Origin of the sequence: Azospirillum sp. SYSU D00513 (genome assembly GCF_017356015.1) — a bacterium.
Taxonomy (GTDB): Bacteria; Pseudomonadota; Alphaproteobacteria; order Azospirillales; family Azospirillaceae; genus Azospirillum.
This window is the reverse complement of the sequence record NZ_JAFIQV010000026.1, coordinates 1-21,972: the sequence shown is the minus strand read 5'-3', so window position 1 is coordinate 21,972 and position 21,972 is coordinate 1. Positions and strand designations below refer to the sequence as shown.

Genomic DNA, 21,972 nt, shown 5'->3' with positions numbered 1-21,972 from the left:
CCGCTTCTTTTGACCCGGCGCCTTCGGGCCGCCATCGGGGGATGAACCCATGCCCACTCCCATCCGCGTTCCGCGCGGCAATCCGCGCGCGCAGTATCTCGCCGACGGCGCGCAGACCGTCTTCTCCTTCCCCTTCCCGGTCTTCACGGCCGAGGACCTCCAGGTCTTCCTGGGCGCCGCCCTCCAGTCCACCGGATACGCGGTGGCCGGGGCAGGGGCCACGGCCGGCGGGACGGTCACCTTCGCGGCGGCCCCCGCCGCCGGGACGGCCGTGCTGCTCCGCCGCCGCACCCCCATCGAGCGCACCACCGACTTCAGCGAGAGCGGGCCGCTGCCGGCCTCTTCGCTCAACGGCGAGTTCGACCGGCTGACCGCCGGGCTTCAGCAGGTGGCCGGCGACCAGGAGCTGATGCTGCGCTACGCCGACACCGACCTGCCGGCCTCGAACCTGCTGCCCGGCCGCCTCAACCGGGCGGGCAAGCTGCTGGGCTTCGACTCCGCCGGCAACCCGACGGTGCAGCCGCCGGTGGACGAGGAGGCGCTGTCCACCTACGTTCCGCCGGGAACCGGCGCCGTCAGCCGCCCGGTGCGCGACAAGCTGTCGGACTTCGTGTCGGTGAAGGATTTCGGCGCCGTCGGCGACGGGATCGTGGACGACACGCTGGCGATCCAGGCGGCGATCGCCGCCGCCAAGGCGGTCCATGTGCCGCCGGGCATCTACCGCATCGGCAACACGCTGACGCTTCCCTATGGCCACACGCTGGGCGGGGCCGGCCAAACCTCCATCCTGCGGGCCGCCTCGGCCGCCTTCGACCTAGTCCATCTGCCGGACAGCTACGCCACGCTGCGCGACCTGCGGCTTGAAGGGGGGCTCGCCGGGGTCCGGCTGTTCGGGCGCGACGGACCCTGCGTGCAGAACGCTCTGCTGGACCTGACCGTCTGGGACGCGCGCTACGGGCTGCTGCTCGACGGGTACGCGGATCCCGGCCGGCCCTGCTACTGGAACAACGTGGCGCGGGTGCTGATCGCGCGGCCGGCCGTCCATGGCGTCTGGCTGACCCGCAGCGGCGCGGGCGACACGCCCAACGCCAACCGCTTCCACGCCGTGCGCGTCTATTCGCTGTCGGCGCCGATCTCGGGCAGCGGTTTCTACGTGGAGCAGGGCAAGTACAACAACAGCTTCGTCGATTGCGAAACGGACCTGTCCACCAGCGCTCATTCCTGCTTCCGCGTCGGGGCGAACAGCGAGAAGACGCTGATCGTCAACCTCTACACCGAGACGCTGGGCGGCGTGCCCAACGTGATGCTGGAGGAGGGATCGAACGAGACCGCCATTTCCAACCTGCTGTCGGCCTCGGCCGGGCCGGCGATCCAGGACCTGTCGGGCGGGCGCTACACCGCCAGCAACGCGGGATATCCCGACAAGAACCGCATGGAGCGCAGCCGGATCACGACGCTGACGGTGGAGGCGCTGCGCTTCGACACCGACTACATCGAGCCGGCGGCCGGCGGGCTGGTCGAACTCGACCTGAGAAGCTCGGTCTGCCTGCTCAGCGCCTATGGCGGGCCGGTCGAGGCGCGGCTGCCCGGGGCCGGTTCGGCCAACGGCCACCAGATCACCATCAAGAAGACCGACGCCTCGGCCAACACCGTCACCATCACGGAAGCGGGCGGTCCGGGGCCGGACGGGCGCAGCGTGGCGCTCGGCAACCGCTACGACATGGTGACGCTGGTCTCCAACGGGGCGGGCTGGTGGATCGTCGGCGGCACCAACCCGCCGGGCAACAGCCACTTCCACGAGGGAGCCCCGCTGTTCGAGCCGGACCTGAACCAGTCGCTCTATCTGGTCAGCGCCTATGGCGGTGCCGTGGAGGTGCGGCTGCCGGTGCCGGGTGCCCCGCACGCCGTCGGGCGAAGCCTGACCGTGAAGAAGACCGATCCGTCCGGCAACCCGGTCACCGTCACCAAGCAGGGCGGCGGCGGCCCCGACAACGAGCCCATCCCGCTGACCGGCCAGGGCCATGCGGTGACCGTCATGTCGAACGACGCCGGCTGGCACATACTGGGACGCAACCCATGACGGTGCCGGCGAGGGTGGGAGCGGAGGCGGCGAGGAAGGGCTTCGTCGCCTTCGTCCAGGACTGGAACCGCCTGTCGGAGCTGAGCACGCCGCGCCACCACCGGGACCTCGCCGCCTGGCTGGAGGAGCGCTGCCGGGGCCACAACCGCAACATGCTGCTGATGGCCTTCCGCGGGGCCGGCAAGTCCTCGCTGGTCGGGCTGTTCGCCGCCTGGCTGCTGTACGACGACCCCAACCGGCGGCTTCTGGTGCTGGCCGCCGACCTGAAGCTGGCGAAGAAGATGGTGCGCAACGTGAAGCGCATCATCGAGCGCCACCCGGACACGGCCGGGCTGAAGCCCCCGGCGCGGGACCGGGACCAGTGGGCGCAGGACCAGTTCACGGTGGTGCGCACGCGGGAGCTGCGCGACCCGTCCATGATCGCCAGCGGCATCGGCGGCAACATCACGGGCAGCCGCGCCGACGTGGTGATCTGCGACGACGTGGAGGTGCCGCGCACCTCCGACAGCGCGGTGAAGCGCGACGACCTGCGCGAGAAGCTGGCGGAGATCGAATATGTGCTGGTGCCCGGGGGCGCCCAGCTCTATGTCGGCACGCCGCACAGCTACTACACCATCTACGCCGACGAGCCCCGGCCGGAGGCGGGCGAGAGCGTGCCCTTCCTCGACGGGTTCGAACGCAAGCTGCTGCCCGTCTACACCGAGGACGAAACGGGCCGGCGGACCTACGCCTGGCCCAAGCGCTTCGACGAGGCGCAGGTGAACCGCATGCGCAAGGCGACCGGCCCGAACAAGTTCAGCAGCCAGATGCTGCTGAAGCCGGTGAACATCGCGGAGGGCTGGTTCGACCCCGGCCGGCTCGGGATCTACGACGGGGAGCTGGACTACCGCGAATCGCGCGGGCGGGCGGTGCTGACGCTGAATGGCGCCCGGCTCGCCTCGGCCTCCTGCTGGTGGGATCCGGCCTTCGCCCGCCCCTCCGCCGAGGGTGTGCGGCGCGGCGACTCCAGCGTCGTGGCCGCCGTCTTCGGCAGCGAGGACGGGCGCTTCTTCCTGCACCGGCTGCGCTACCTGACGGTGGACGCGGCGGACGAGCACAGCGAGGCCGAGCAGCAGTGCCGGCAGGTCGCCGCCTTCCTGCGGGACCACCACCTGCCCAACGTGCGGGTGGAGATCAACGGGGTCGGGCGCTTCCTGCCGGGCCAGCTCCGCTCCGTGCTGAGGAAGACCGGCACGCCCGCCGCCGTGATCGAGGAGTCCAGCCGCAAGGCCAAGGCCGAGCGGATCGAGGAGGCCTACGCCGCCATCCTCGCCGACAACCGGCTGCTCGCCCACCGCAGCGTCTGGAGCACGCCCTTCATCCGCGAGATGCGGGAATGGCGGCCGGACGGGAGCTACCGCGGGCACGACGACGGGCTGGACGCCGTCGCCGGCTGCCTGCTGTGCGAGCCCTACCGCTTCGAGAAGCCGGGCGCCGCCCGGCCGGCGGCGCCCGGTGCAGGCGCTGTGGAGCGTCCTCTCGGCCGACCGCGTCCGGACTGGCGGGGGATGGCGCCGGTGGTGGCGCCGTCGGACTGGGACGTGTGAGGCCGGCCCCGCGAGGGGGCGTGCGAGGCGGTCAGGCAAGGCGGGCGCGAGCCCGCCTTTTTCTTTGCCCTTTTCCATTCACGACGAGGAGAGACCCCATGGGTGAGAGTTTCGGTCCGGGCCTGGACCTGGGCTGGTGGATCACGGCGGTGGAGCTGCCCGCGATCTCCGGCCTGTTCTGGTTGATCGGGCGGCTGCGCAAGGACGCCGAGACGGCGATGGAGACCCTGCGCGGCCGGGCGGAGGAGGGGCAGGCGCAGCTCCGCGAGGCGCTGGCCGCCTACAAGCTGGAGGTGGCCAAGAGCTACGTGTCCGTCTCCACGCTGAAGGACGTGGAGCAGCGGCTGACCGGCCATCTGCTGCGCATCGAACACAAGCTGGAATCCCGGCCCGCCGCGCTCGGCGCCGGCCTTCCCCAGGAGGTGCGGTCATGAGCCGGCGCGTCCTGACCCCGGTCCGGCCGGTCTCGGCGGCCTCCGCCCCGATCCCGGCTCCGCCTGCGGACGACCCCGTGGACATCCTCGCCCGCACCCTGTGGGGCGAGGCGCGCGGGGAACCGGTGCGCGGCATCGAGGCGGTCGCCGCCGTCGTCATGAACCGCGTCGCCCGCGCGCAAAGGCGTGGCGGCTGGTGGTGGGGCGACAGCGTGGTCGCGGTCTGCCGCAAGCCCTATCAGTTCTCCTGCTGGAACGTGGGAGACCCGAACCGGGCGAAGCTGCTGGCGGTGACGGCGGACGACCCGGTCTTCGCCGCCTGCCTGCGTGTGGCGCGCCGGGCCGTGTCGGGCCTGCTGCCCGACCCGACCGGCGGGGCGACGCACTACCACCGGGCCGGCATCAGCCCCGCCTGGGCGCGCGGCCATGGGCCCAGCGCCGAGATCGGCCATCACCTCTTCTACAACAGCGTGGAGTGAACGGCGCGCTTCCAGCCCCCTCCGCGCGGTGAGGGGGCTGGGGCCGTCGACCATCCGTGGTCACCGCCGTGGTTGGCCCGGCATGCTGGATATCCCCTTCCGCAAGCGTTCCGGCGGGATGCGCGCCGGATCGGCGCGAGTCTGGAGCGTCTGCGCAATGGGGGGGCCCTCTACTTTTGACAGAGAGGACATCCTACAAGAATTTTGGTGCATGACCGAACCGGACGTCGTTCCGGTACTATGGAGTAAACACCACGAGGATATTCGGTATAGGGGTTGCAACCCGTGATTACCGGCTCTAGCATTTCATTGCTGCATAACGCAGGCTCAGCGATGTCTGTGCGTATCCGGATTGTGCGCTGCTGTCGTGGGCGTCAAACGTAAACACAGGACCCGGAATAAATATGGCCACAGTATTTGCGAACGGTAGAATCAATTTAGACGGCGATGAAGGGGCAACAGGCATCCAATGGGATAACTTTTATGTGACTAATGATAGCGCTACGAATGTGTCCTGGCGGTATACGTTGGGAGGATCTCCTGTATTTGACGTTTCTATGTCTGGTTCATTCTGGAATAACTATTACGGCCCATATGGCAATGTGAGCACGCTTACGGCTACATCGCCTAATGGAGGTATGCTTTTTTCGGTTTCTGGTATGGATTTGAGCTTTTGGAGTCTGTCTGATTTCGAAAGTAAGCTTAGCATGGATTATATTCTTCGGCACTCTGATTACATAGTAGCATCCAGCTATGATGATGGTTTGTATGGTTACACAGGAAATGATAGCATCCTGGGAAAAGCAGGAAGCGACTACATCGATGGCGGCAGCGGTAGCGATGTGTTGTACGGCAACACTGATCATGACGTGCTTTATGGAGGAGATGCCGCCGACGTTCTCTTTGGTGGGCTCGGGCACGATGCATTGATTGGCGGCTCCGATAATGACGGATTGTTCGGCGGTCAGGGAAATGACCGCTTGGATGGAGGCTATGGTAACGACGATCTACGGGGAGGTGCCGGTGCCGACACCTTCCTTGTGCGTGATTGGTATGGCGCGGATCGGGTGTTGGACTTCAATCCATGGGAAGGTGATCGGATAGAAATGTCTCCTGGTCAAATCTACGCAGTCAGCAGCACTTCTGCTGGTGAAGCGGTTCTTTCGTTGGCGAGTGGAAGTACGCTTACGCTCTTGAATTTTGCGACACCCGCGTTTTCGTCGGAATGGATCACATACGCCTAAGAGCCGAATGAAGGCTGCTTACGCCGCGTCGCCCTTCCAACTTCCCGCAGCCTCACCGTCCCGCGGCCTCACCGTCCCGCGGCACAGCCGCGAACGTGCGGTGCCGAGTTCAACCCGGAGGCGGGCCGCCGCGTTGGTGTAATCCAGCCCGTCGGGGCGAAACGCCATGATGGCGTCGCGCAAACCCGCTGGCATGCGGTCGAGGACTCTCAGCGTCTCGTGAAAAAGGACGGCCGGCGAACCGGCTGTCCGGGTCATTTGGCTTCATGGGCACGCCCTGGCGCGGCCTGGGCATTGCCACAGGCTGAACCAACCGCGCCGTGGCGGCACGGGCAATCCGGCACGGAAAGGCACGCCCCCGTAGAGAGGCGGGCCGAGGCGGTATCGGTCGAGGGGCGCCCTGGCGGGGATCCCGCCTGTCCAAACGGCTGATGGCCGACAGGGCTCCGGGCGGCGCGACCCTTCTACCCCGCTCTGCGCGAAAGTAGTAGCGTTGCGGTTCACCCAAGTCAGGAGGTCATGGTGAGCGCCCAGGAACTGCATCGTCTAGAGAATGACGCCGAAAGCAACCCCGAGCTGAAAGCGTTCGTCGCCCAGGCCATCTCGGATGCGGCTGGCGCATCGGCAGCCCTGAAGGCGCGGGGCTATGACGTGTCGGAGGAGGACCTTCAGGGTGTCGGGGCGACCGAACTCAACGACGACAACCTTGATAAGGTTGTCGGAGCAGGGGCGCGTCTCCACCACTTTTCCTAGACCTTCGAGCGCAGAAAGGCCCGCCTCTCCAGCTGGAGGGACGGGCCAGTTTGCTGTCACCCCCGGACCTGTCACAGGGGCGGGATCAGTGTGCGGCCGATAATCGAGGATCGCACATATGGATGAAGGTGATAGAGAAGCCCGCCAGAGGGGATCTGGCGGCCTCCCGGACGATCCGGGATCAATCCTGGTGGTTGATCATCGCCTGGTAGATCTTCCAGGCGACCTCCACTGACACGCCGCCGGCGCGCGAACCGGATGCGAGCATCGCCGCGCTGGGCTTCAGCGGGACCGTGGTCCGGCTGACCTCGGCCGGGAAGTCCGCCGGCGCGCCGGACGTGAAATCGATCCGGCTCGCCGTCTGGCTTTCCCGCGGCAGCGTCATGGAAATGGCGTTCATCGGCGTTCCCCCTGGTGTTCGGCCCCCGCGCTTTGACGCGCCGGGTGCCCCTCCCTTGGCAAGTTCGGTGCCAAGGAACGCGAGAGAGGCGCGCAAGTCCAAAAAGCCTATGGTTGCAAGGCTTTCGGCCTTTGCGGAAAGGGGGCGGGAAATATTCTGAGCCGGCCCGAGATGCAAAATGCATTCGGCCCTTTGCGGATCCGTTTGCAAAATGCAAATCCTTGGCGATCTGCACCGCCTTCGGCTAGTGTCCGAGCCGCCATGACCGAGCGAATCATCTATCACATGTGCCGGGCCGAGGAGTGGGAGGGCGCGCGCGCCACCGGCTCCTATCCCGGCTCCTCGCAGGACGAGGCCGACGGCTTCATCCATTTCTCCACCGCCGCCCAGGTCGAGGAGAGTGCCGCCAAGCACCGCGCCGGCCAGGACGGGCTGGTGTTGCTGACCGTGGACGGCGACGCGCTGGGCGAGGACCTCTGGTGGGAGCCGTCGCGCGGCGGCCAGCTGTTCCCGCACCTCTACGCGGCGCTGCCCGTCTCCGCCGTGCTGCGCGCCGACCCGCTGCCGCTGGGCGCCGACGGCCGGCACGTCTTCCCGCCGCATCTTCACGATCCGGCAGGGCAAGATCCGGCAGAGCAAGATCCGGAAGGGCTGCCGACGTGATCGACCTCTACCCCGTCGTCGGCCCGCTCCTGCGCAGCCTCGACCCGGAGCGGGCGCACGGGCTGACCCTCCGGGCGCTGGCCGCGGGCCTCGTTCCGTCCGTGCGCGGCGCCGACGATCCCATCCTGCGCACGCGCGTGCTGGGGATGGACTTCGCCAACCCGGTCGGGCTGGCCGCCGGTTTCGACAAGAACGCCGAGGTGGTGGATCCGGTGCTTCGGCTCGGCTTCGGCTTCGCCGAGGCGGGCAGCGTCACGCCCCGCCCGCAGCCCGGCAACCCGCGCCCGCGCCTGTTCCGCGCGACGGAGCAGGGGGCGGTGATCAACCGCATGGGCTTCAACAACGAGGGGCTGGAGGCCTTCGCCGCCCGGCTGGAGCGCCGCCGCGACGACCCGCGCCGCGCCCCCGGTGTCTTCGGCGCCAACCTCGGCAAGAACAAGGACACGGAGGACGCCGCCGACGACTACGTCATCGGCGTGGCGCGGCTCGCCCCGCTCGCCGACTATCTCGTGGTCAACGTCTCCTCCCCCAACACGCCGGGCCTGCGGGCGCTCCAGGGGCGCGAGCCCTTGCGCGCGCTGCTGGGCCGGGTGCTGGACGCGCGTTCCGCCCGCGGCCTGACCCGGCCGCCGCCCCTGCTGCTGAAGGTCGCCCCCGACCTGACGGAGGAGGACAAGGCCGACATCGCCGCCGTGGCGCTGGAAACGGGAATCGACGGGCTGATCGTCTCCAACACGACCATCGCCCGCCCGGCGGAGATCCCGGAGCCCCTGCGCAACGAGGCCGGCGGGCTGTCGGGGCGCCCGCTCTTCGGGCCGTCCACCGCCGTGCTGCGCGACCTGCACCGGCTGACCGGGGGCCGGCTGCCGCTGGTCGGCGTCGGCGGCGTCGCGTCCGGCGCCGACGCCTACGCCAAGATCCGGGCCGGCGCCTCGCTGGTGCAGTTCTACTCCGCGCTGGTCTATGCCGGACCGTCGCTGGTGACGGCGATCAAGCGCGACCTGGCCGACCTGCTGCGCCGCGACGGCTTCGCTTCGGTCGCGGACGCGGTCGGGGCGGATGCGGCCGGGGCGGAAGCGCGCTAAGCCATGACGCTCCTCACGCACCTCGTCTACGCGCTGGCCTATCTGATCGCCGGCCTGTCGGTGGGGGCGACGCTGCCGGCCATGCGGCCGGCCATGGACCCGCTCGTCGGCTGGCTTGCCGGGGCGGTCGTCGTGCTGGCCGGCGGGCTGCTGCACGAGATGGCGACCCGTCTGGACCGGGAGCGCACGGTGCGCCGCCGCATGGGGCAGCTCCTCGACACGGTCGAGATGCTGGAAGGGGAGGTGGCCCGCCACAAGGCCATCCTCGACCAGCTGACGCGCGCCGGTGCGGCGCCCGGCGCCAACCCGGGCGCCAACCCGAGCTATGAGACGATGGTGCAGGAGGTGAAGCTCCTCCAGTCGCTCGTCGGCCAGCTCACCGAGCGGCGCGCCACGGCGGAGGCGCGCCACCGGCATCCGGCGGAGCCGCGCGTCGCCGAGCCGGCGATGCAGGCGCCCGCCGCCCGCCGCGCTCCCCTCATCAGCCGCCCGGCCCCGCGCGGCATTCCCGACGACAACGCCCCGCCGCTCGACGACGACACGGTGCTGGAGGCGGTGCGCGACGCACTGAAGGCCGACCGCATCGACATCTACCTCCAGCCCATCGTCAGCCTGCCCCAGCGCAAGCACCGCTTCTACGAGGTCTTCTCGCGCGTGCGCGCGGCCGACGGGCACCAGATCATGCCCGACCGCTACCTGCAGATCGCCGAGCGCGAGGGGCTGATCGCCACCGTGGACAACCTGCTGCTGGTCCGCTGCATCCAGCTGATCCGCGAGACGGAGCGGCGCCAGCATTCCATCGGCTTCTTCTCCAACATCTCCGCCGCGACGCTCAGCGACGCCGACTTCATGCGCCAGTTCCTGCATCTGATGGCGCAGAACCAGCCGCTGGTGCCCAAGCTGGTCTTCGAGATGAGCCAGCAGGACCTGCGCGAGGGCGGCGCCGTCACCATGGGCATCCTCTCGCAGCTCGCCCGGCTGGGCTTCCGCTTCTCCATGGACCAGGTGAGCGACCCGGACCTCGACGTGGATGCGCTGCTCCGCCACGAGTTCCGCTACGTGAAGCTCGACCGCGGGCTGCTCGCCGACACGGCCATGGCGCCGCGCGTGGAGGCCCTGCGCCGCGCGCTGGACGGTCACCCCATCGACATCATCGTCGAGAAGATCGAGACCGAGGCCCAGCTCATCGACGTGCTCGACACCGGCTTCGACTTCGGCCAGGGCTACCTGTTCGGCGAGCCCCGCCTGTCGCGCAAGCCGGCGTGAGTGCCGGGACGGCGCTGTTGCATGGTAACGCCTGACGTCACCAACACCGTGCGCCACGCTCTCGTTCGCCGTGATCAAGCCGTTCGGTAGGACAGAAGCTGTGCTGCCTGCTGGTGACTCGTTCCGAGGAATGGCGTCCGCAAGAGATGAAGCGGAGTGCGGAAGTGAGCTATCCGCCTGGGGCAATCCATTTCTGAAGAGGATGGGGCTCTGGTCTTGTTCTTCTGCGGCGACGGCGCGTGGGGTGTAAAGGACAGCGGGTTTCATTGCCGCTTCAGGAAAGGATATCCGCTCATGCGCGACCGCGCTCCCATTCATCCCGGGGAGACACTGCGGGAGGAGTTCCTGGAGCCCATGGGGCTCTCGGCCTACCGGCTGGCAAGGGACATCGGCGTCCCGCTGACCCGGATCACCGCGATCCTGGACGGGAAGCGCGCGATCACGGCCGACACCGCCCTGCGCCTGTCCCGCTTCTTCGGCCTGTCCGAGCGGTTCTGGATCGACCTCCAGGCCGGCCACGACCTCGCCCTGGCCAAGGCGGCGCTCGGCGTTCGGCTCGACGCGGAAGTCCGCCCCCTTGCCGCGGCGGATAGCAAGGGAATTGTGGACGGTGTGAAAGCGCGGTAGAACGGGCGCCTCCGGCCGCGAGCCGGAATCGGTTTTAACGCAAAGAAATGGTGACTTCGGTGACGTCCAACATCGCCATCACGCTGCCCGACGGCAGCGTGCGGGAGTTCGACCGGCCGGTCACGGGGGCGGAGATCGCCGCCTCCATCGGACCGCGCCTTGCCAAGGATGCACTTGCCGTCAAGCTGGACGGCCAGGTGAAGGACCTCACGACCACCGTCACCGGCGACACCAAGATCGAGATCGTCACGCGCGGCCATCCCGACGCGCTGGAGATCATCCGCCACGACGCCGCCCACGTGATGGCGGAGGCCGTGCAGGAGCTGTATCCCGGCACGCAGGTGACCATCGGCCCGGCGATCGCCAACGGCTTCTATTACGACTTCGCGCGCGAAACCCCCTTCACGCCCGACGATCTGACGCGGATCGAGGCGAAGATGCGCGAGATCATCGAGCGCGACCGCCCCTTCACGCGCGAGGTCTGGTCGCGCGACGAGGCCGTGCGTTTCTTCACGGAGAAGGGCGAGCGCTTCAAGGCGGAGCTGGTCGGGGCGATCCCGGAGGACCAGCAGATCTCCATCTACCGGCAGGGCGACTGGCTCGATCTCTGCCGCGGCCCGCACGCGCCCTCCACTGGCCGCGTCGGCCAGGCCTTCAAGCTGATGAAGCTGGCCGGCGCCTACTGGCGCGGCGACAGCAAGAACCCGATGCTCCAGCGCATCTACGGCACCGCCTGGCGCGACGAGAAGGAGCTGAAGGCCTACCTGCACCAGCTCGAGGAAGCCGAGAAGCGCGACCACCGCCGGCTGGGCAAGGAGATGGACCTGTTCCACCTCCAGGAGGAGGCGGTCGGGTCGGTGTTCTGGCACCCCAAGGGCTGGACGCTGTACCGGACGCTGGAGAACTACATCCGCGCCAAGCTCCAGGCCGACGATTACGTCGAGGTGCGCACGCCGCAGCTCATCGACAGCTCGCTGTTCAAGGCGTCCGGCCACTGGGACATGTACGGCGACAACATGTTCAAGGTGGAGGCCGACGAGGGGCAGAAGCTGCTCGGCATCAAGCCGATGAACTGCCCGGGCCACGTGCAGATCTTCCGCCAGGGGCTGCGCTCCTACCGCGACCTGCCGATCCGCATGGCCGAGTTCGGCTCCTGCCACCGCAACGAGCCGTCGGGCGCGCTGCACGGCATCCTGCGCGTGCGCGCCTTCACCCAGGACGACGCCCACATCTTCTGCACGGAAGAGCAGGTGCCGTCGGAGGCCGCGAACTACTTCAAGCTCCAGCTCGGCGTCTACAAGGACCTGGGCTTCGAGGACATCAACGTGAAGCTGGCCCTGCGCCCGGACGTCCGCGCCGGCAACGACGCGGTGTGGGACCGCGCCGAGGAAGGGCTGCGCGAGGCCCTGCGCAGCGCCGGGCTGGAGTTCGAGGAGCTGCCGGGCGAGGGCGCCTTCTACGGCCCGAAGGTGGAGTTCCACCTGACCGACGCCATCGGCCGGACCTGGCAGTGCGGCACGCTGCAGCTCGACTTCGTGCTGCCGGAGCGGCTCGACGCCTCCTACATCGGCGAGGACAGCCAGCGTCACCGCCCGGTGATGCTGCACCGGGCCATCCTGGGCTCGCTGGAGCGCTTCATCGGCATGCTCATCGAGCATTACGCCGGCAAGTTCCCGCTCTGGCTCGCCCCGGTCCAGGCCGTGGTCTGCACCATCACCAACGAGGCGGACGGCTACGCCGCCGAGGTGCTGAAGGCGCTGAAGACCAAGGGCATCCGCGCGGGCATAGACACCCGCAACGAGAAGATCAACCTGAAGGTCCGCGAGCACAGCCTTCAGAAGGTCCCGCTGCTGCTGGTCGTCGGCAAGCGCGAGGCGGAGGAGCGCACGGTCGCCATCCGCACCCTTGGTGGTAAGGATCAGGAAGTCCTTGCCCTGGACGCGGCGCTCACTAAACTTGTCGAGGAAGCCCGTTCCCCGGCGGGAGACCGGGCCTTCGACTCACCGTTTTAACCCACGCTTCTCCGGGTTCGGACGTCCGATGAGGGGCCGGACCCGGAGCGGCCACCAGCCCATGGAGACGCTCCATAGCCCGGATCCCTTCCGAAGCCGCTCCCACCCGCGATGGGCCGCGGGTCAACCGGGAGATTTCGGCACGCTCTGTCCGTCTCGTCGGGGCTGACGGCGAGATGGTGGGCGTCGTCTCGTTGCGCGACGCGCTCCTGGCCGCGGAGGACGCCGGCCTCGACCTCGTGGAGGTCGCGGCCCAGGCCGATCCGCCCGTCTGCAAGATCCTCGATTACGGCAAGTACAAGTACGAGGAGCAGAAGAAGGCCAACGAGGCGCGCAAGAAGCAGAAGATCATCGAGGTCAAGGAGATCAAGCTCCGCCCCGGCATCGATGACAATGACTACGACGTGAAGATGCGCGCGGCGCGCCGCTTCATCGACGAGGGCGACAAGGTCAAGGTGACGCTTCGCTTCCGCGGCCGCGAGATGGCCCACCAGGATCTCGGCATGAAGGTGCTGGTCCGCGTCCGCGACGATCTGGAGGGCGTGGCGAAGGTCGAGCAGATGCCCAAGCTCGAAGGCCGCCAGATGATCATGGTGCTGTCGCCGCGCTGAGGCGTGTCCCAGCCTCCGGCTGAACATGGCCGCCGCTCCCCTGCCAAGGGGGCGGCGGCCTTTCTCTTTGGCGACGCCCGCCGGGCCGGCCGCCTTACCGCCCGCCGGTCACGTTCAGCAGCGTGCCGTTCACGTAGGAGGCGGCGTCCGACAGCAGCCAGAGGGCGGCCTCGGCGACCTCCTCGGCGGTGCCGGCGCGGCCCATGGGCAGGGAGGCGGCGTAGAGGTCGAGGCGGTTGCGGCCGTCGGCGAGCTTCTGCATGTCGGTGTCGATCAGGCCGGGCCGGATCGCGTTGACGCGCAGCCCCTCGTTGGAGACCTCGCGGGCCAGCCCGATGGTGAGGCTGTCGATGGCGCCCTTGCTGGCGGCGTAGGCCACGAACTCGCCCGGCGAGCCCAGCACGGAGGCGATGGAGGACAGGTTCACGATGGCGCCGCCACGGCCGCCGTGGCGCGTGGACATGCGCCGCACCGCCTCCTGGCAGCAGAGGATCGTGCCGGTGATGTTGACCTCCATCAGCCGGCGGACGCTGGCGGGGTCGAGATCCTCCAGCCGGCCGAAGGGGCCGACGATGCCGGCGCTGTTGACCAGCCCGGTCACCGGGCCGAAGGCGGCCTCCGCCGCGTCGAACAGCGCCTTGGCCGCACCCTCCTCGGCGACGTTCGCGCGGACGGCGACGGCCCGGCCGCCGGCCTCGGTGATGGCGCGCACGGTCGCGTCGGCGGCCTCGGCGTTGGCTTCGTAATTCACCAGCACGGCGTGGCCGCGCGCGGCGGCCAGCCGGGCGGTCGCGGCGCCGATGCCCCGGCCGGCGCCGGTGACGATGATCGTGGACATGCTTTCCTCCCGCGTCCCAAGCGTCGTTTCCATGACCGGCATGATGGGCGGAGCGTCCGGGCGGGCGCAACCGTTGCCGTCCGGCGGCCTGAAATTATGGGGTATCGCATTGCGTGGCCCGACGGGCATCACGACCTGTCAGGAAGCTTCATATGACGTTGAGCCGATGCCCCGGACCTCCTTCCTGCGCCGCCTCGCCCTCTCCGCAGCCCTTGCCCTCCCGCTCAGCCTCGGCGCCTGGAGCGCGCACGCGCCTGCCCAGGCGCAGGGCGCCTCGTTCGAGCTGTTCGGGGAGAGCTTCCGCAGCGTCGACGAGATCCTGAAGCACGGCCGCGGCGGCGGCGTGCGCTTCCATGACCGGCAGGGCCGCTTCCTCGGCACGGTGGGGGAGCGCTACGGCGACATGGTGCCCCTGGAGAAGCTGCCCAAGCATCTGGTGCAGGCACTGATCGCCAAGGAGGACCGGCGCTTCCTGGAGCATGGCGGCCTCGACTACCAGGGGCTGGCGCGCGCGCTGGCCATCGCGGCGACCTCCGGGCGGTTCAGCCAGGGCGGCAGCACGCTGACCCAGCAGACGATGAAGCTGATCTTCCTCAAGGACTACGACCGCTGGACCCGCAAGGCGCTCGAACTCTACAGCGCCAACGAGTTCGAGGACGAGATCGGCAAGCGCAACGTCCTCTACCTCTATCTGAACCGCGCCTATTTCGGCTTCGGCGCCTATGGCGTGGACGCGGCGGCGCGCATCTACTTCGCCAAATCGGCCGGCCGGCTGAGCCTGAAGGAATCGGCGCTGCTGATCGGCTCCCTGCCGGCGCCCGCGCGGCTCAACGTCTTCAACGACGCCAAGCGCGCGGAGGAGAAGGCGGCCATCGTGCTCGACACCATGGTGGAGGCCGGCTTCATCACCAAGAGCGCCGCCGAGCAGGCCAAGCGCCAGCGCCCGATGCTGGCCCAGGAGCACAAGGCCGCGATCCTGGCCTCGGGCCATTTCCGCGAGACCGCGAAGACCCATTTCGACCGCTTCGCCAAGCGGCATTACCGCGGCGAGGAGAAGCCGGACGCGACCTTCACCGTGCGCACGACGCTGGACCTCGACCTCCAGGAGGCGGCGGTGCGCGCGGTGGATGTGGTGACGAAGCGCCGGGCCAAGGCGATGGGCGACGCGCAGGTGGCGCTGGTCGCGATGGACGGCGACGGCGAGGTGCTGGCGATGATCGGCGGGCGCGACTTCGCCGCCCGGCGCGACCATTTCAACCGCGCGCTGCTGGCCCGCCGCCAGCCGGGCTCCACCTTCAAGCTGTTCGTCTATCTGGCGGCGCTGGAACGCGGGCTGACGCCGGCCTCCCCGGTGGACGGCTCGCGCCTGACCTTCGCCAACGGGACCACCATCCGCAACTTCGACAACCGCTACGACGAGAGCCTGACCCTGGCCGAGGCGCTGGCCCATTCCACCAACACGGCGGCCGTCCGGCTGACCCGCGGCCACGAGGACGAGGTGGTGGCGGTGGCGCGCCGTCTGGGCGTCACCTCGCCGCTGACCGGCGAGACCGGCCTGGCGCTGGGGGCGAGCGAGACGACGCTGCTGGAGATGACGCGCGCCTACGCCACGGTCGCCAACGGCGGCTTCGCGGTCAGCCCGCACCTGTTCCGGGCCATCACCGACCCGGACGGCAAGGAGCTGTTCGCCTATGACGGGCGCAAGCGCGAGCGCGTGATCGCGCCGGAGCACGCGACGGCGATGAGGGCGATGCTGTCCGGGGTGCTGACCGGGGGCACGGGGCGCGCCGCGCGCGTGTCCTTCCCGGCCGGCGGCAAGACGGGCACCACCAACGACTACCGCGACGCCCTGTTCGTCGGCTTCGCCAACGGCATCACGGTGGGTGTGTGGGTCGGCAACGACAACAACACCCCGATGAGGAGCGTCAACGGCGGCTCCGTCCCGGCCGAGATCTGGCGCGCCTTCATGATCGAGGCGGCCAAGCTCGGCAAGTAACGGGGTGAACAACCGGTGAGCGAATACTCTATTCGCTCACCGGAGCGCCCGACGGGCGCCGCGCCACGTGGCGCGGTAAGCCTGCGTGGCGTTTGAACGCAAATACGGCAAGCGACAGGCTTGCCGGTACGTCGCCTTTAGGCGACTGAGAGCTTCACGTCGAGGCTGTTCTTGGTGGCGTGGGAGTAGGGGCACACGATGTGGGCCTTCTGCATCAGGCTCTCGGCGACGTCGCGCTCGATGCCCGGCAGGCTGGCTTCCAGCGCGACGTCGAGCCCGAAGCCCTCGCCATCCTCGCGCGGGCCGACGCCGACCGTCGCGGTCACCGTCGCCTCGGCGGGGATGCGGACATTCTCCTTGCGGGCGACGACCTTCAGCGCGCCCAGGAAGCAGGCCGAATAGCCGGCGGCGAAGAGCTGCTCCGGGTTGGTGCCGTCGCCGGTCTTGCCGCCCATCTCGACTGGGGTGGCGAGGGTGACGCTGAGCTTGCCGTCGTCGCTGGCGGCCTTGCCCTCGCGTCCGCCGGATGCGGTGGCCTTGGTCGTGTACGCCATGGTGTTTCCTCCTGATGCGGCGCCGGGTGCCGGCGCGCGGGTCTGACGCGGAGGACGCTAGGGTGCCGGCGCCGTGGCGGCCAGACTTCGCCTCGGCTATTCCGCCCGGTGGAATGGGAATGCGGGGGGAAGGCCCGGCTCAGCGGCCCCGGACCGGCACCAGCAGGGCGCCGCCGACGAAGCCCAGCACGCGCCCGTCCCGGCCGACCTGGTACCAGTTGCCCCGGTTGCCGAGGACGGTGACCGTTTCCCCCTTCTCCAGCACGTCGAGCACCCGCGCGTTGCAGCCGGGGCCGGCCCGCAGATAGGCGTCGGACACCACGCGCACGCGGGTGCCGGCGGGCACGGGGTCGCGCGCGTTGGCCGGCAGGTCGTCGGGCAGGGCGCAGCCGTCCTCCGCCCTCGCCTCGGACGGTGTCGCCGCCCAGGGGCTGCTCCCGGTTTCACCCGTACCCGCCGCTCCGCCCGCGCGCGGCGGCGGGCTGTCGGAGAGATAGTTGCCGTGGGTGTAGCCCTTCCGGCCGTTGCGCGCCACCCGCGCCCAGCCGTTGGGGAGCGTTTCCATCCGTTCGATGCGGTCGCCGCGCGACAGCCCATCGACGATGCGGCCGTTGCGGTTCGGCGCGTCGCGCACATAGACGTCCTGCTCCGCCCAGACGGTGCGCCCGCCGCCCGCCGCCGGTTTCGCCTCCGCCGCGGCGGGCGGCGCGGCCTTCGCCGGGGTGGGGAGTTCCGGTTTCGGAGCTGGGACCGGGACCTCGGCGGCCCGCTCCGCCGGCGCGGGCGGCGCCGGCGTCGCGGCTGCCGGTTGGGGAGGTGCCACGGCAACGGGAGCCGGAAGCGGGGGCGCCGTGACGGCGGGCGGCGTCCCGTCCGCCGGGACCTCGCCCGGCAGGGGCGCCGAAAGGGGAGGCGCCACCACCGGCGGAGGAGCGGCGGGAAGCCGGGGTGCCGACGCCGCGCGCGGGTCCGGCAGCTCGGGCGTCAGCCGGGGCAGCAGGGCGGTGGGCGGCGGGCGCGGCGTGAAGCTCTCCGGCGCGCCGCTGTCCGGTCCCGCAGCCTCCTGCGCCGCCGCCGCCGCCGTCAGCAGGAGCAGCAACGCGGCACCCGCCGCGCCGAACGATCCCCGGAAACCTCCAGCCGACCTGTCCAATCCGCCCTCCCGCCCGGTCCGGGGGCCTAGTCCAGCGTGACGCGCGCAATGAGCGGCGGCAGCGTCTGGCAGCGGAACAGCCCGTCCAGCGTCTGGTGCTCGGTCAGGCGCAGATTCAGGGCGCAGCCGTAGGAGTTCAACGCCAACTCGGTCTGGGCGAGCGCGCCGACGGCGGCGGAGGGCATGGCGATGTTGTAGCCCGGGGCACCCATCCGGCCGGTGACGGCGCCACCCACACGGTTGAAGCTTTCGACCTCGATCGTCAGCGGGCCGAGATTGTGCAGGACCGTCTCGGAATTGCGGTCCTCCTTGGTGGCGAAGAGCTGGACCGGGATCTGCCGCTTGCGGGCGAGCCAGTCCTTCAGCGCGAGGTTCGCCAGCACCGGGTCGCGGCTGCGCAGGGCGGCTTCCACCGCGACCTGCCGCAGGGCCGCGTCGTTGCCGCCGAGTGCCGCCTCGTAGGCGGCGAGGCGCGCCGAGCGGTCCTCGCCGGCCAGCTTGGAGCGCAGGTCGGTGATCTGGGCCGCGCGGGCCTCGACCAGCCGCCGCTCGTTCTCCAGCCGCTCCGCCTCCAGCTTGGCGGCGGCGGACTGGCGGGCCAGAAGCTCCTGCTCGCGCTGGAGGCGGGCCTCCTCCTCCGCCACGCGGCGGCGCGCCTGCTCCGCGATCTCCGCGCGCAGGCGCCGTTCCTCCTCGCTGCCGATGGGGATGACCCGGCCCGGAAGTTCGGCGGCGGGACGACCGACGCCGTCGAAGACCTCGGGGTTGTTCGGATCCAGCCGGACGGTCCAGGCGTCGGCGGCGTTGCGCGTCGCCACCGCCGTGGCGGTCAGCGTCTTTTCCAGCGACGGATCGGCGGCGGGGCGGACGAAGGTGACCGGCCCCTCCCGGCTGTCCACCAGGAAGGTCGGCTCACCCAGCGCCACCCGTGCTGCGACGCGCGCCGTGACGCGCGAGGCCGACGGCAGGACGCGCGATTCGGCGTCGCCGGGCAGGGTGGGGAGGCGCAGGGGTTCGATGGCGACGTCCAGGACCCGCCAGGGCGCGGGCACGAGGCGCGCCGCCTCCGCCCGGATGCGCTCGGCGGCGGCGGCGTTCACCAGGCCATCCCCGGGAGTGGGCGTCGGTGCCGGATCGGCGGGCGGTTCCGAAGCCGGGCTCGCCGCTGGCTCAGCCGCCGGGTCGGCCGCGGCGACCGGGCCGGCGCACAGCAGCCCCGCCGCCAGCGCCGCCGCGAATCGCCAACGAGCCGGCTGCACCATCCTTCGGTCTCCACCCATTTCCACCGGGTTTTTCACCCGCCGCGGCCATGCCGGCCGGGAATCCACCGGGTCCGGATCGCCGCCGGACCCTCCTGCACTGGTATAGCGAACGGCCCGGCAAGGGAAGCGGCTTTTGCCGACACGACCATCCCTGGCGGTCGAGAGGGGGAGGGTACAACCCGCATATGGGGATATGCAGGAGGGTTGCGCGACCGCTGGTCGAATTTGGCTTTGAGCACACACGCCGTTTGCAATATCATCACACGAATGGATGCATGTCATCCCGTTTGAACGGACGATCGTGGAAGAATGGGGCGTGTGGAGGACATGGCAGGCAGTGGCGCGAACAAGGAAGGGCCGTCCCTCATCTGCCGCAACGTGCGGGTGGGCAAACGGCGCACCAGCCTGCGCATGGAGCCCTACATCTGGGACTCGCTGAGGGAGATCTGCGAGCGCGAGGATCTGACCATCAACGAGATCTGCACGCAGATCGACCAGCGCCGCGGCCAGGCGAACCTGACCGCGTCGATCCGCGTCTTCATCGTCAGCTATTTCCGCAACGCGATGGAACTGCTCGCCTCGCCCGGGGAAAGCGGGCCGGCGGTCTTCCGCAAGGCGCTGGACGACGCCATCCCGCTGGAGGAGTGACGGCCCCGCTTCCGCCCCGCAAACAGGGGCCGGCCGGGGCCGGAAGCCTTCATCACCAGCGCAGGCTGGGGATGGCGAAGGTGGGCGTGTGGCCGGAGGCCTGGACGGCGGCGTTCAGCTTGGCCGGATCGGCGTCCCGCCCCCAGGCGCCGCCCAGCTCTTCCATGTGGATGCCGCCGGTGACCAGCGCCACGTCGATCCCCGCCGCGTTGGCCCCGGCGACGTCCGTGCGCAGGCTGTCGCCCACCGCCAGGATGCGGCGCTTGTCGGTGATCCCCATGAGCGCGAGGCAACGGTCGTAGACCGGCGCGTGCGGCTTGCCGTGCCAGTAAACCGAACAGCCGAGATCCTCGTAGCGCAGCGCCAGCGTGCCGGCGCAGATCGCCATCTGCGTGCCGATCATGACGACGAGGTCCGGGTTGGCGCAGAGCATCGGCAGCTTGCGGGCGGCGCAGGCCTGGAGCACCGGCTCGTAATCGGCCAGTGTCTCGCTGAAATCGTCGATGCCCGTGTTGAGGACGAAGTCGGCCTCCTCGGGCGAGGCGACGACCGTGTAGTCCAGCCCCTCATACACGTCGGCGTCGCGCTCCGGCCCCATGTGGTAGAGGCGGCGGCCCAGGCCCGCGTGCCAGGCGTCGTTGCGGTCGCGCAAGGCGTCATGGCTGGCCTCGCCCGAGGTCATGATGTGGCGGTAGAGGCCGCGCCCGACGCCCAGCTCCTCCAGCCGCGCGATCACCCCGCGTGTGCGGCGCGGCGCGTTGGACAGCAGGCAGACGGTCTTGCCGGCCGCCGCCATCCGCTCCAGGCAGTCCAGCACGCCGCGATAGGGCGCCTGCCCGTCGTGGATCACGCCCCACAGGTCGAGGATCAGCCCGTCGTAGCGGTCGATGACGGGGCCGATGCCGGGGCGCTGCTCGACGTTCGGCATGGGGGCGGGCGTGGTTTCGGGCATGGGTCCTGCGGCCGTCGTTGTGAAGGGGCGGGGGTAAGGGGCGGCGTTGTGGGCGGGCTTGATCAAACGGGTCCGGCCGGGCGGGGCGGTTGCGCGGCGGCGGGCCGCTGCCTAAGCTGCCCCGCCACGGCGCCGTTCCGTCCGGGGAGGGCCCGTGTTTTTCGCCTTTGGCCTGGAGGTTCCCGATCATGACCGGACCCGCTGCCGCCTCGGGCGGCGCGCACCATAGCCTGACCCGCGGCCCCGCGACCATAGCCTATCACCACACGCCGGCCGGCGCCGCCGGCGCGGGCAAGCCCGGCGTGATGTTCCTGGGCGGCTTCATGTCCGACATGAGCGGCAGCAAGGCGCTGACCCTGGAGGCCTGGGCGGCGGAGCGTGGCGTCGCCTTCACCCGTTTCGACTACCAGGGCCACGGCGTCTCCAGCGGCCGATTCAAGGACGGCACCATCGGCCTGTGGGCCGACGACGCGCTGGCCGTGCTGGACGAGGTCACCAGCGGGCCGCAGATCCTCGTGGGCTCCTCCATGGGCGGCTGGATGATGCTGCTGACTGCCTTGCGGCGGCCGGAGCGCGTCGCCGCCCTGGTCGGCATCGCGGCGGCCCCGGACTTCACCGAGGATCTGATGTGGGACGTCTTCGACGAGGAGACCCGCCGCCTGATCCTGGAGGAGGGCGTGTGGAACCGCCCGACCCAATATTCCCCCGACCCGCAGCCCCTGACCCGCGCCCTGATCGAGGAGGGCCGCGACCATCTGCTGCTGCGCGGCCCCATCCCCTTCGCGGGTCCCGTGCGCCTGCTGCACGGCATGGAGGACCCCGACGTGCCCTGGCGGGTCAGCCTCCGCATCGCCGATGCCCTGACCACCCAGGACGTCCGCATCGCCCTGATCAAGGACGGCGACCACCGCCTGTCCCGCGACCAGGACCTGGCGCTGCTGTGCCGAACGCTGGACGAACTGCTGGGTGTTTAGGAGCGTCCTTGGGCGGGGACGCCGGGCCGCGTCGAAAAAATGACGCTGCCCCCTTGGAAGATGATTTTCAGGGCTTGCGCCCCGCCGCCAAGGTCAGTATAAACCGCCCCCACAGTGGAGGGGTGGCCGAGTGGTTGAAGGCGCACGCCTGGAAAGTGTGTATACGTCAAAAGCGTATCGAGGGTTCGAATCCCTCTCCCTCCGCCACTGAGTTTCAGGGTGGTGACCCTAGGAAAAAGGCCCGGCGAAGCGCCGGGCCTTTTTCGTTGTGCGCCCAGCATGGGCGTTCTCTTGTGGGTGCAAGTCCCATCGTAAGCTGATCACGGCGAGCGAAGTGAAGCGCAACTGCGGAAGG

General features: G+C 69.7%; 21 protein-coding genes and 1 tRNA gene. 16 read left to right on the top strand and 6 right to left on the bottom strand.

Going from position 1 to position 21,972, the window contains the following annotated elements:
- Window positions 1–49 precede the first annotated feature (49 nt).
- The 6 genes from JUB11_RS19075 to JUB11_RS19045 all read left to right on the top strand — a co-directional run bounded on the left by JUB11_RS19075 (window position 50) and on the right by JUB11_RS19045 (window position 6,576).
- Window positions 50–2,080 (top strand): glycosyl hydrolase family 28-related protein, encoded by a 2,031-nt coding sequence (locus tag JUB11_RS19075; protein WP_207460164.1) that lies wholly within the window; start codon window positions 50–52, stop codon window positions 2,078–2,080.
- Window positions 2,077–3,666, top strand: a complete 1,590-nt coding sequence (gene terL / locus JUB11_RS19070; RefSeq protein WP_207460163.1) for a phage terminase large subunit — start codon at window positions 2,077–2,079, stop codon at window positions 3,664–3,666. The genes JUB11_RS19075 and terL overlap by 4 nt, the downstream gene beginning before the upstream one ends.
- Before the next feature lie 98 nt (window positions 3,667–3,764).
- The gene (locus JUB11_RS19065) at window positions 3,765–4,100 is read left to right on the top strand and encodes a hypothetical protein (protein WP_207460162.1); all 336 of its coding nucleotides are present in this window, start codon (window positions 3,765–3,767) and stop codon (window positions 4,098–4,100) included.
- Window positions 4,097–4,579, top strand: coding sequence for a cell wall hydrolase (locus JUB11_RS19060; protein WP_207460161.1), 483 nt, complete (start codon window positions 4,097–4,099; stop codon window positions 4,577–4,579). Before JUB11_RS19065 ends, JUB11_RS19060 begins: the two co-directional genes overlap by 4 nt.
- Window positions 4,580–4,983: 404 nt before the next feature.
- Window positions 4,984–5,823, top strand: a complete 840-nt coding sequence (locus JUB11_RS19055; RefSeq protein ID WP_207460160.1) for a calcium-binding protein — start codon at window positions 4,984–4,986, stop codon at window positions 5,821–5,823.
- A 519-nt stretch (window positions 5,824–6,342) separates the two neighbouring features.
- Complete coding sequence (locus JUB11_RS19045; RefSeq protein ID WP_207460158.1) at window positions 6,343–6,576, top strand: hypothetical protein; 234 nt, start codon at window positions 6,343–6,345, stop codon at window positions 6,574–6,576.
- A gap of 181 nt (window positions 6,577–6,757) precedes the next feature.
- On the opposite strand, the gene JUB11_RS19040 is transcribed toward JUB11_RS19045, so the two are convergent.
- A complete protein-coding gene (locus tag JUB11_RS19040) occupies window positions 6,758–6,976 on the bottom strand; it encodes a hypothetical protein (RefSeq protein ID WP_207460157.1) in 219 nt (72 codons plus the stop codon).
- Between the two features lie 261 nt (window positions 6,977–7,237).
- On the opposite strand from JUB11_RS19040, the gene JUB11_RS19035 reads away from it, so the two are divergent.
- The 6 genes from JUB11_RS19035 to infC all read left to right on the top strand — a co-directional run bounded on the left by JUB11_RS19035 (window position 7,238) and on the right by infC (window position 13,240).
- Window positions 7,238–7,639 carry a DUF952 domain-containing protein gene (locus JUB11_RS19035; RefSeq protein ID WP_207460156.1) on the top strand — a complete coding sequence of 134 codons (402 nt, stop codon included), beginning with the start codon at window positions 7,238–7,240 and terminating at the stop codon, window positions 7,637–7,639.
- Window positions 7,636–8,724, top strand: a complete 1,089-nt coding sequence (locus JUB11_RS19030; RefSeq protein WP_207460155.1) for a quinone-dependent dihydroorotate dehydrogenase — start codon at window positions 7,636–7,638, stop codon at window positions 8,722–8,724. The genes JUB11_RS19035 and JUB11_RS19030 overlap by 4 nt, the downstream gene beginning before the upstream one ends.
- Window positions 8,725–8,727: 3 nt before the next feature.
- On the top strand, window positions 8,728–9,990 hold the full coding sequence (locus JUB11_RS19025; RefSeq protein WP_207460154.1) for an EAL domain-containing protein: 1,263 nt from the start codon (window positions 8,728–8,730) through the stop codon (window positions 9,988–9,990).
- 294 nt (window positions 9,991–10,284) lie between these two features.
- Window positions 10,285–10,617 carry a HigA family addiction module antitoxin gene (locus JUB11_RS19020; RefSeq protein ID WP_207460153.1) on the top strand — a complete coding sequence of 111 codons (333 nt, stop codon included), beginning with the start codon at window positions 10,285–10,287 and terminating at the stop codon, window positions 10,615–10,617.
- Between the two features lie 47 nt (window positions 10,618–10,664).
- On the top strand, window positions 10,665–12,629 hold the full coding sequence (gene thrS / locus JUB11_RS19015) for a threonine--tRNA ligase (RefSeq protein WP_207460152.1): 1,965 nt from the start codon (window positions 10,665–10,667) through the stop codon (window positions 12,627–12,629).
- A gap of 83 nt (window positions 12,630–12,712) precedes the next feature.
- Entirely contained in the window at window positions 12,713–13,240 is a 528-nt protein-coding gene (gene infC / locus JUB11_RS19010) for a translation initiation factor IF-3 (RefSeq protein WP_207460242.1), read from the top strand.
- A gap of 94 nt (window positions 13,241–13,334) precedes the next feature.
- Here infC and JUB11_RS19005 read toward each other — a convergent pair whose 3' ends face one another.
- Window positions 13,335–14,078: an SDR family oxidoreductase gene (locus JUB11_RS19005; RefSeq protein ID WP_207460151.1), complete on the bottom strand. Its 744-nt coding sequence runs from the start codon at window positions 14,076–14,078 to the stop codon at window positions 13,335–13,337.
- Between the two features lie 166 nt (window positions 14,079–14,244).
- Between JUB11_RS19005 and JUB11_RS19000 the strand changes: the two genes are divergently transcribed.
- On the top strand, window positions 14,245–16,074 hold the full coding sequence (locus JUB11_RS19000) for a transglycosylase domain-containing protein (RefSeq protein WP_207460150.1): 1,830 nt from the start codon (window positions 14,245–14,247) through the stop codon (window positions 16,072–16,074).
- A gap of 137 nt (window positions 16,075–16,211) precedes the next feature.
- Here the strand turns inward: JUB11_RS19000 and JUB11_RS18995 are convergent, their stop codons facing one another.
- The 3 genes from JUB11_RS18995 to JUB11_RS18985 all read right to left on the bottom strand — a co-directional run bounded on the left by JUB11_RS18995 (window position 16,212) and on the right by JUB11_RS18985 (window position 19,043).
- Window positions 16,212–16,628 (bottom strand): organic hydroperoxide resistance protein, encoded by a 417-nt coding sequence (locus JUB11_RS18995; protein ID WP_207460149.1) that lies wholly within the window; start codon window positions 16,626–16,628, stop codon window positions 16,212–16,214.
- A 139-nt stretch (window positions 16,629–16,767) separates the two neighbouring features.
- Window positions 16,768–17,781: an SH3 domain-containing protein gene (locus tag JUB11_RS33225; RefSeq protein ID WP_207460148.1), complete on the bottom strand. Its 1,014-nt coding sequence runs from the start codon at window positions 17,779–17,781 to the stop codon at window positions 16,768–16,770.
- Window positions 17,782–17,807: 26 nt separating this feature from the next.
- The gene (locus tag JUB11_RS18985; RefSeq protein WP_207460147.1) at window positions 17,808–19,043 is read right to left on the bottom strand and encodes a hypothetical protein; all 1,236 of its coding nucleotides are present in this window, start codon (window positions 19,041–19,043) and stop codon (window positions 17,808–17,810) included.
- Between the two features lie 327 nt (window positions 19,044–19,370).
- Between JUB11_RS18985 and JUB11_RS18980 the strand changes: the two genes are divergently transcribed.
- Window positions 19,371–19,691, top strand: coding sequence for a ribbon-helix-helix domain-containing protein (locus tag JUB11_RS18980; RefSeq protein WP_207460146.1), 321 nt, complete (start codon window positions 19,371–19,373; stop codon window positions 19,689–19,691).
- A 52-nt stretch (window positions 19,692–19,743) separates the two neighbouring features.
- Here JUB11_RS18980 and JUB11_RS18975 read toward each other — a convergent pair whose 3' ends face one another.
- Window positions 19,744–20,643 (bottom strand): TIGR01459 family HAD-type hydrolase, encoded by a 900-nt coding sequence (locus JUB11_RS18975; RefSeq protein ID WP_247887163.1) that lies wholly within the window; start codon window positions 20,641–20,643, stop codon window positions 19,744–19,746.
- Window positions 20,644–20,831: 188 nt separating this feature from the next.
- On the opposite strand from JUB11_RS18975, the gene JUB11_RS18970 reads away from it, so the two are divergent.
- Both JUB11_RS18970 and JUB11_RS18965 read left to right on the top strand, forming a co-directional pair.
- Complete coding sequence (locus JUB11_RS18970) at window positions 20,832–21,617, top strand: alpha/beta hydrolase (protein ID WP_207460145.1); 786 nt, start codon at window positions 20,832–20,834, stop codon at window positions 21,615–21,617.
- A gap of 116 nt (window positions 21,618–21,733) precedes the next feature.
- A tRNA-Ser gene (locus tag JUB11_RS18965) sits at window positions 21,734–21,824 on the top strand.
- Window positions 21,825–21,972 lie beyond the last annotated feature (148 nt).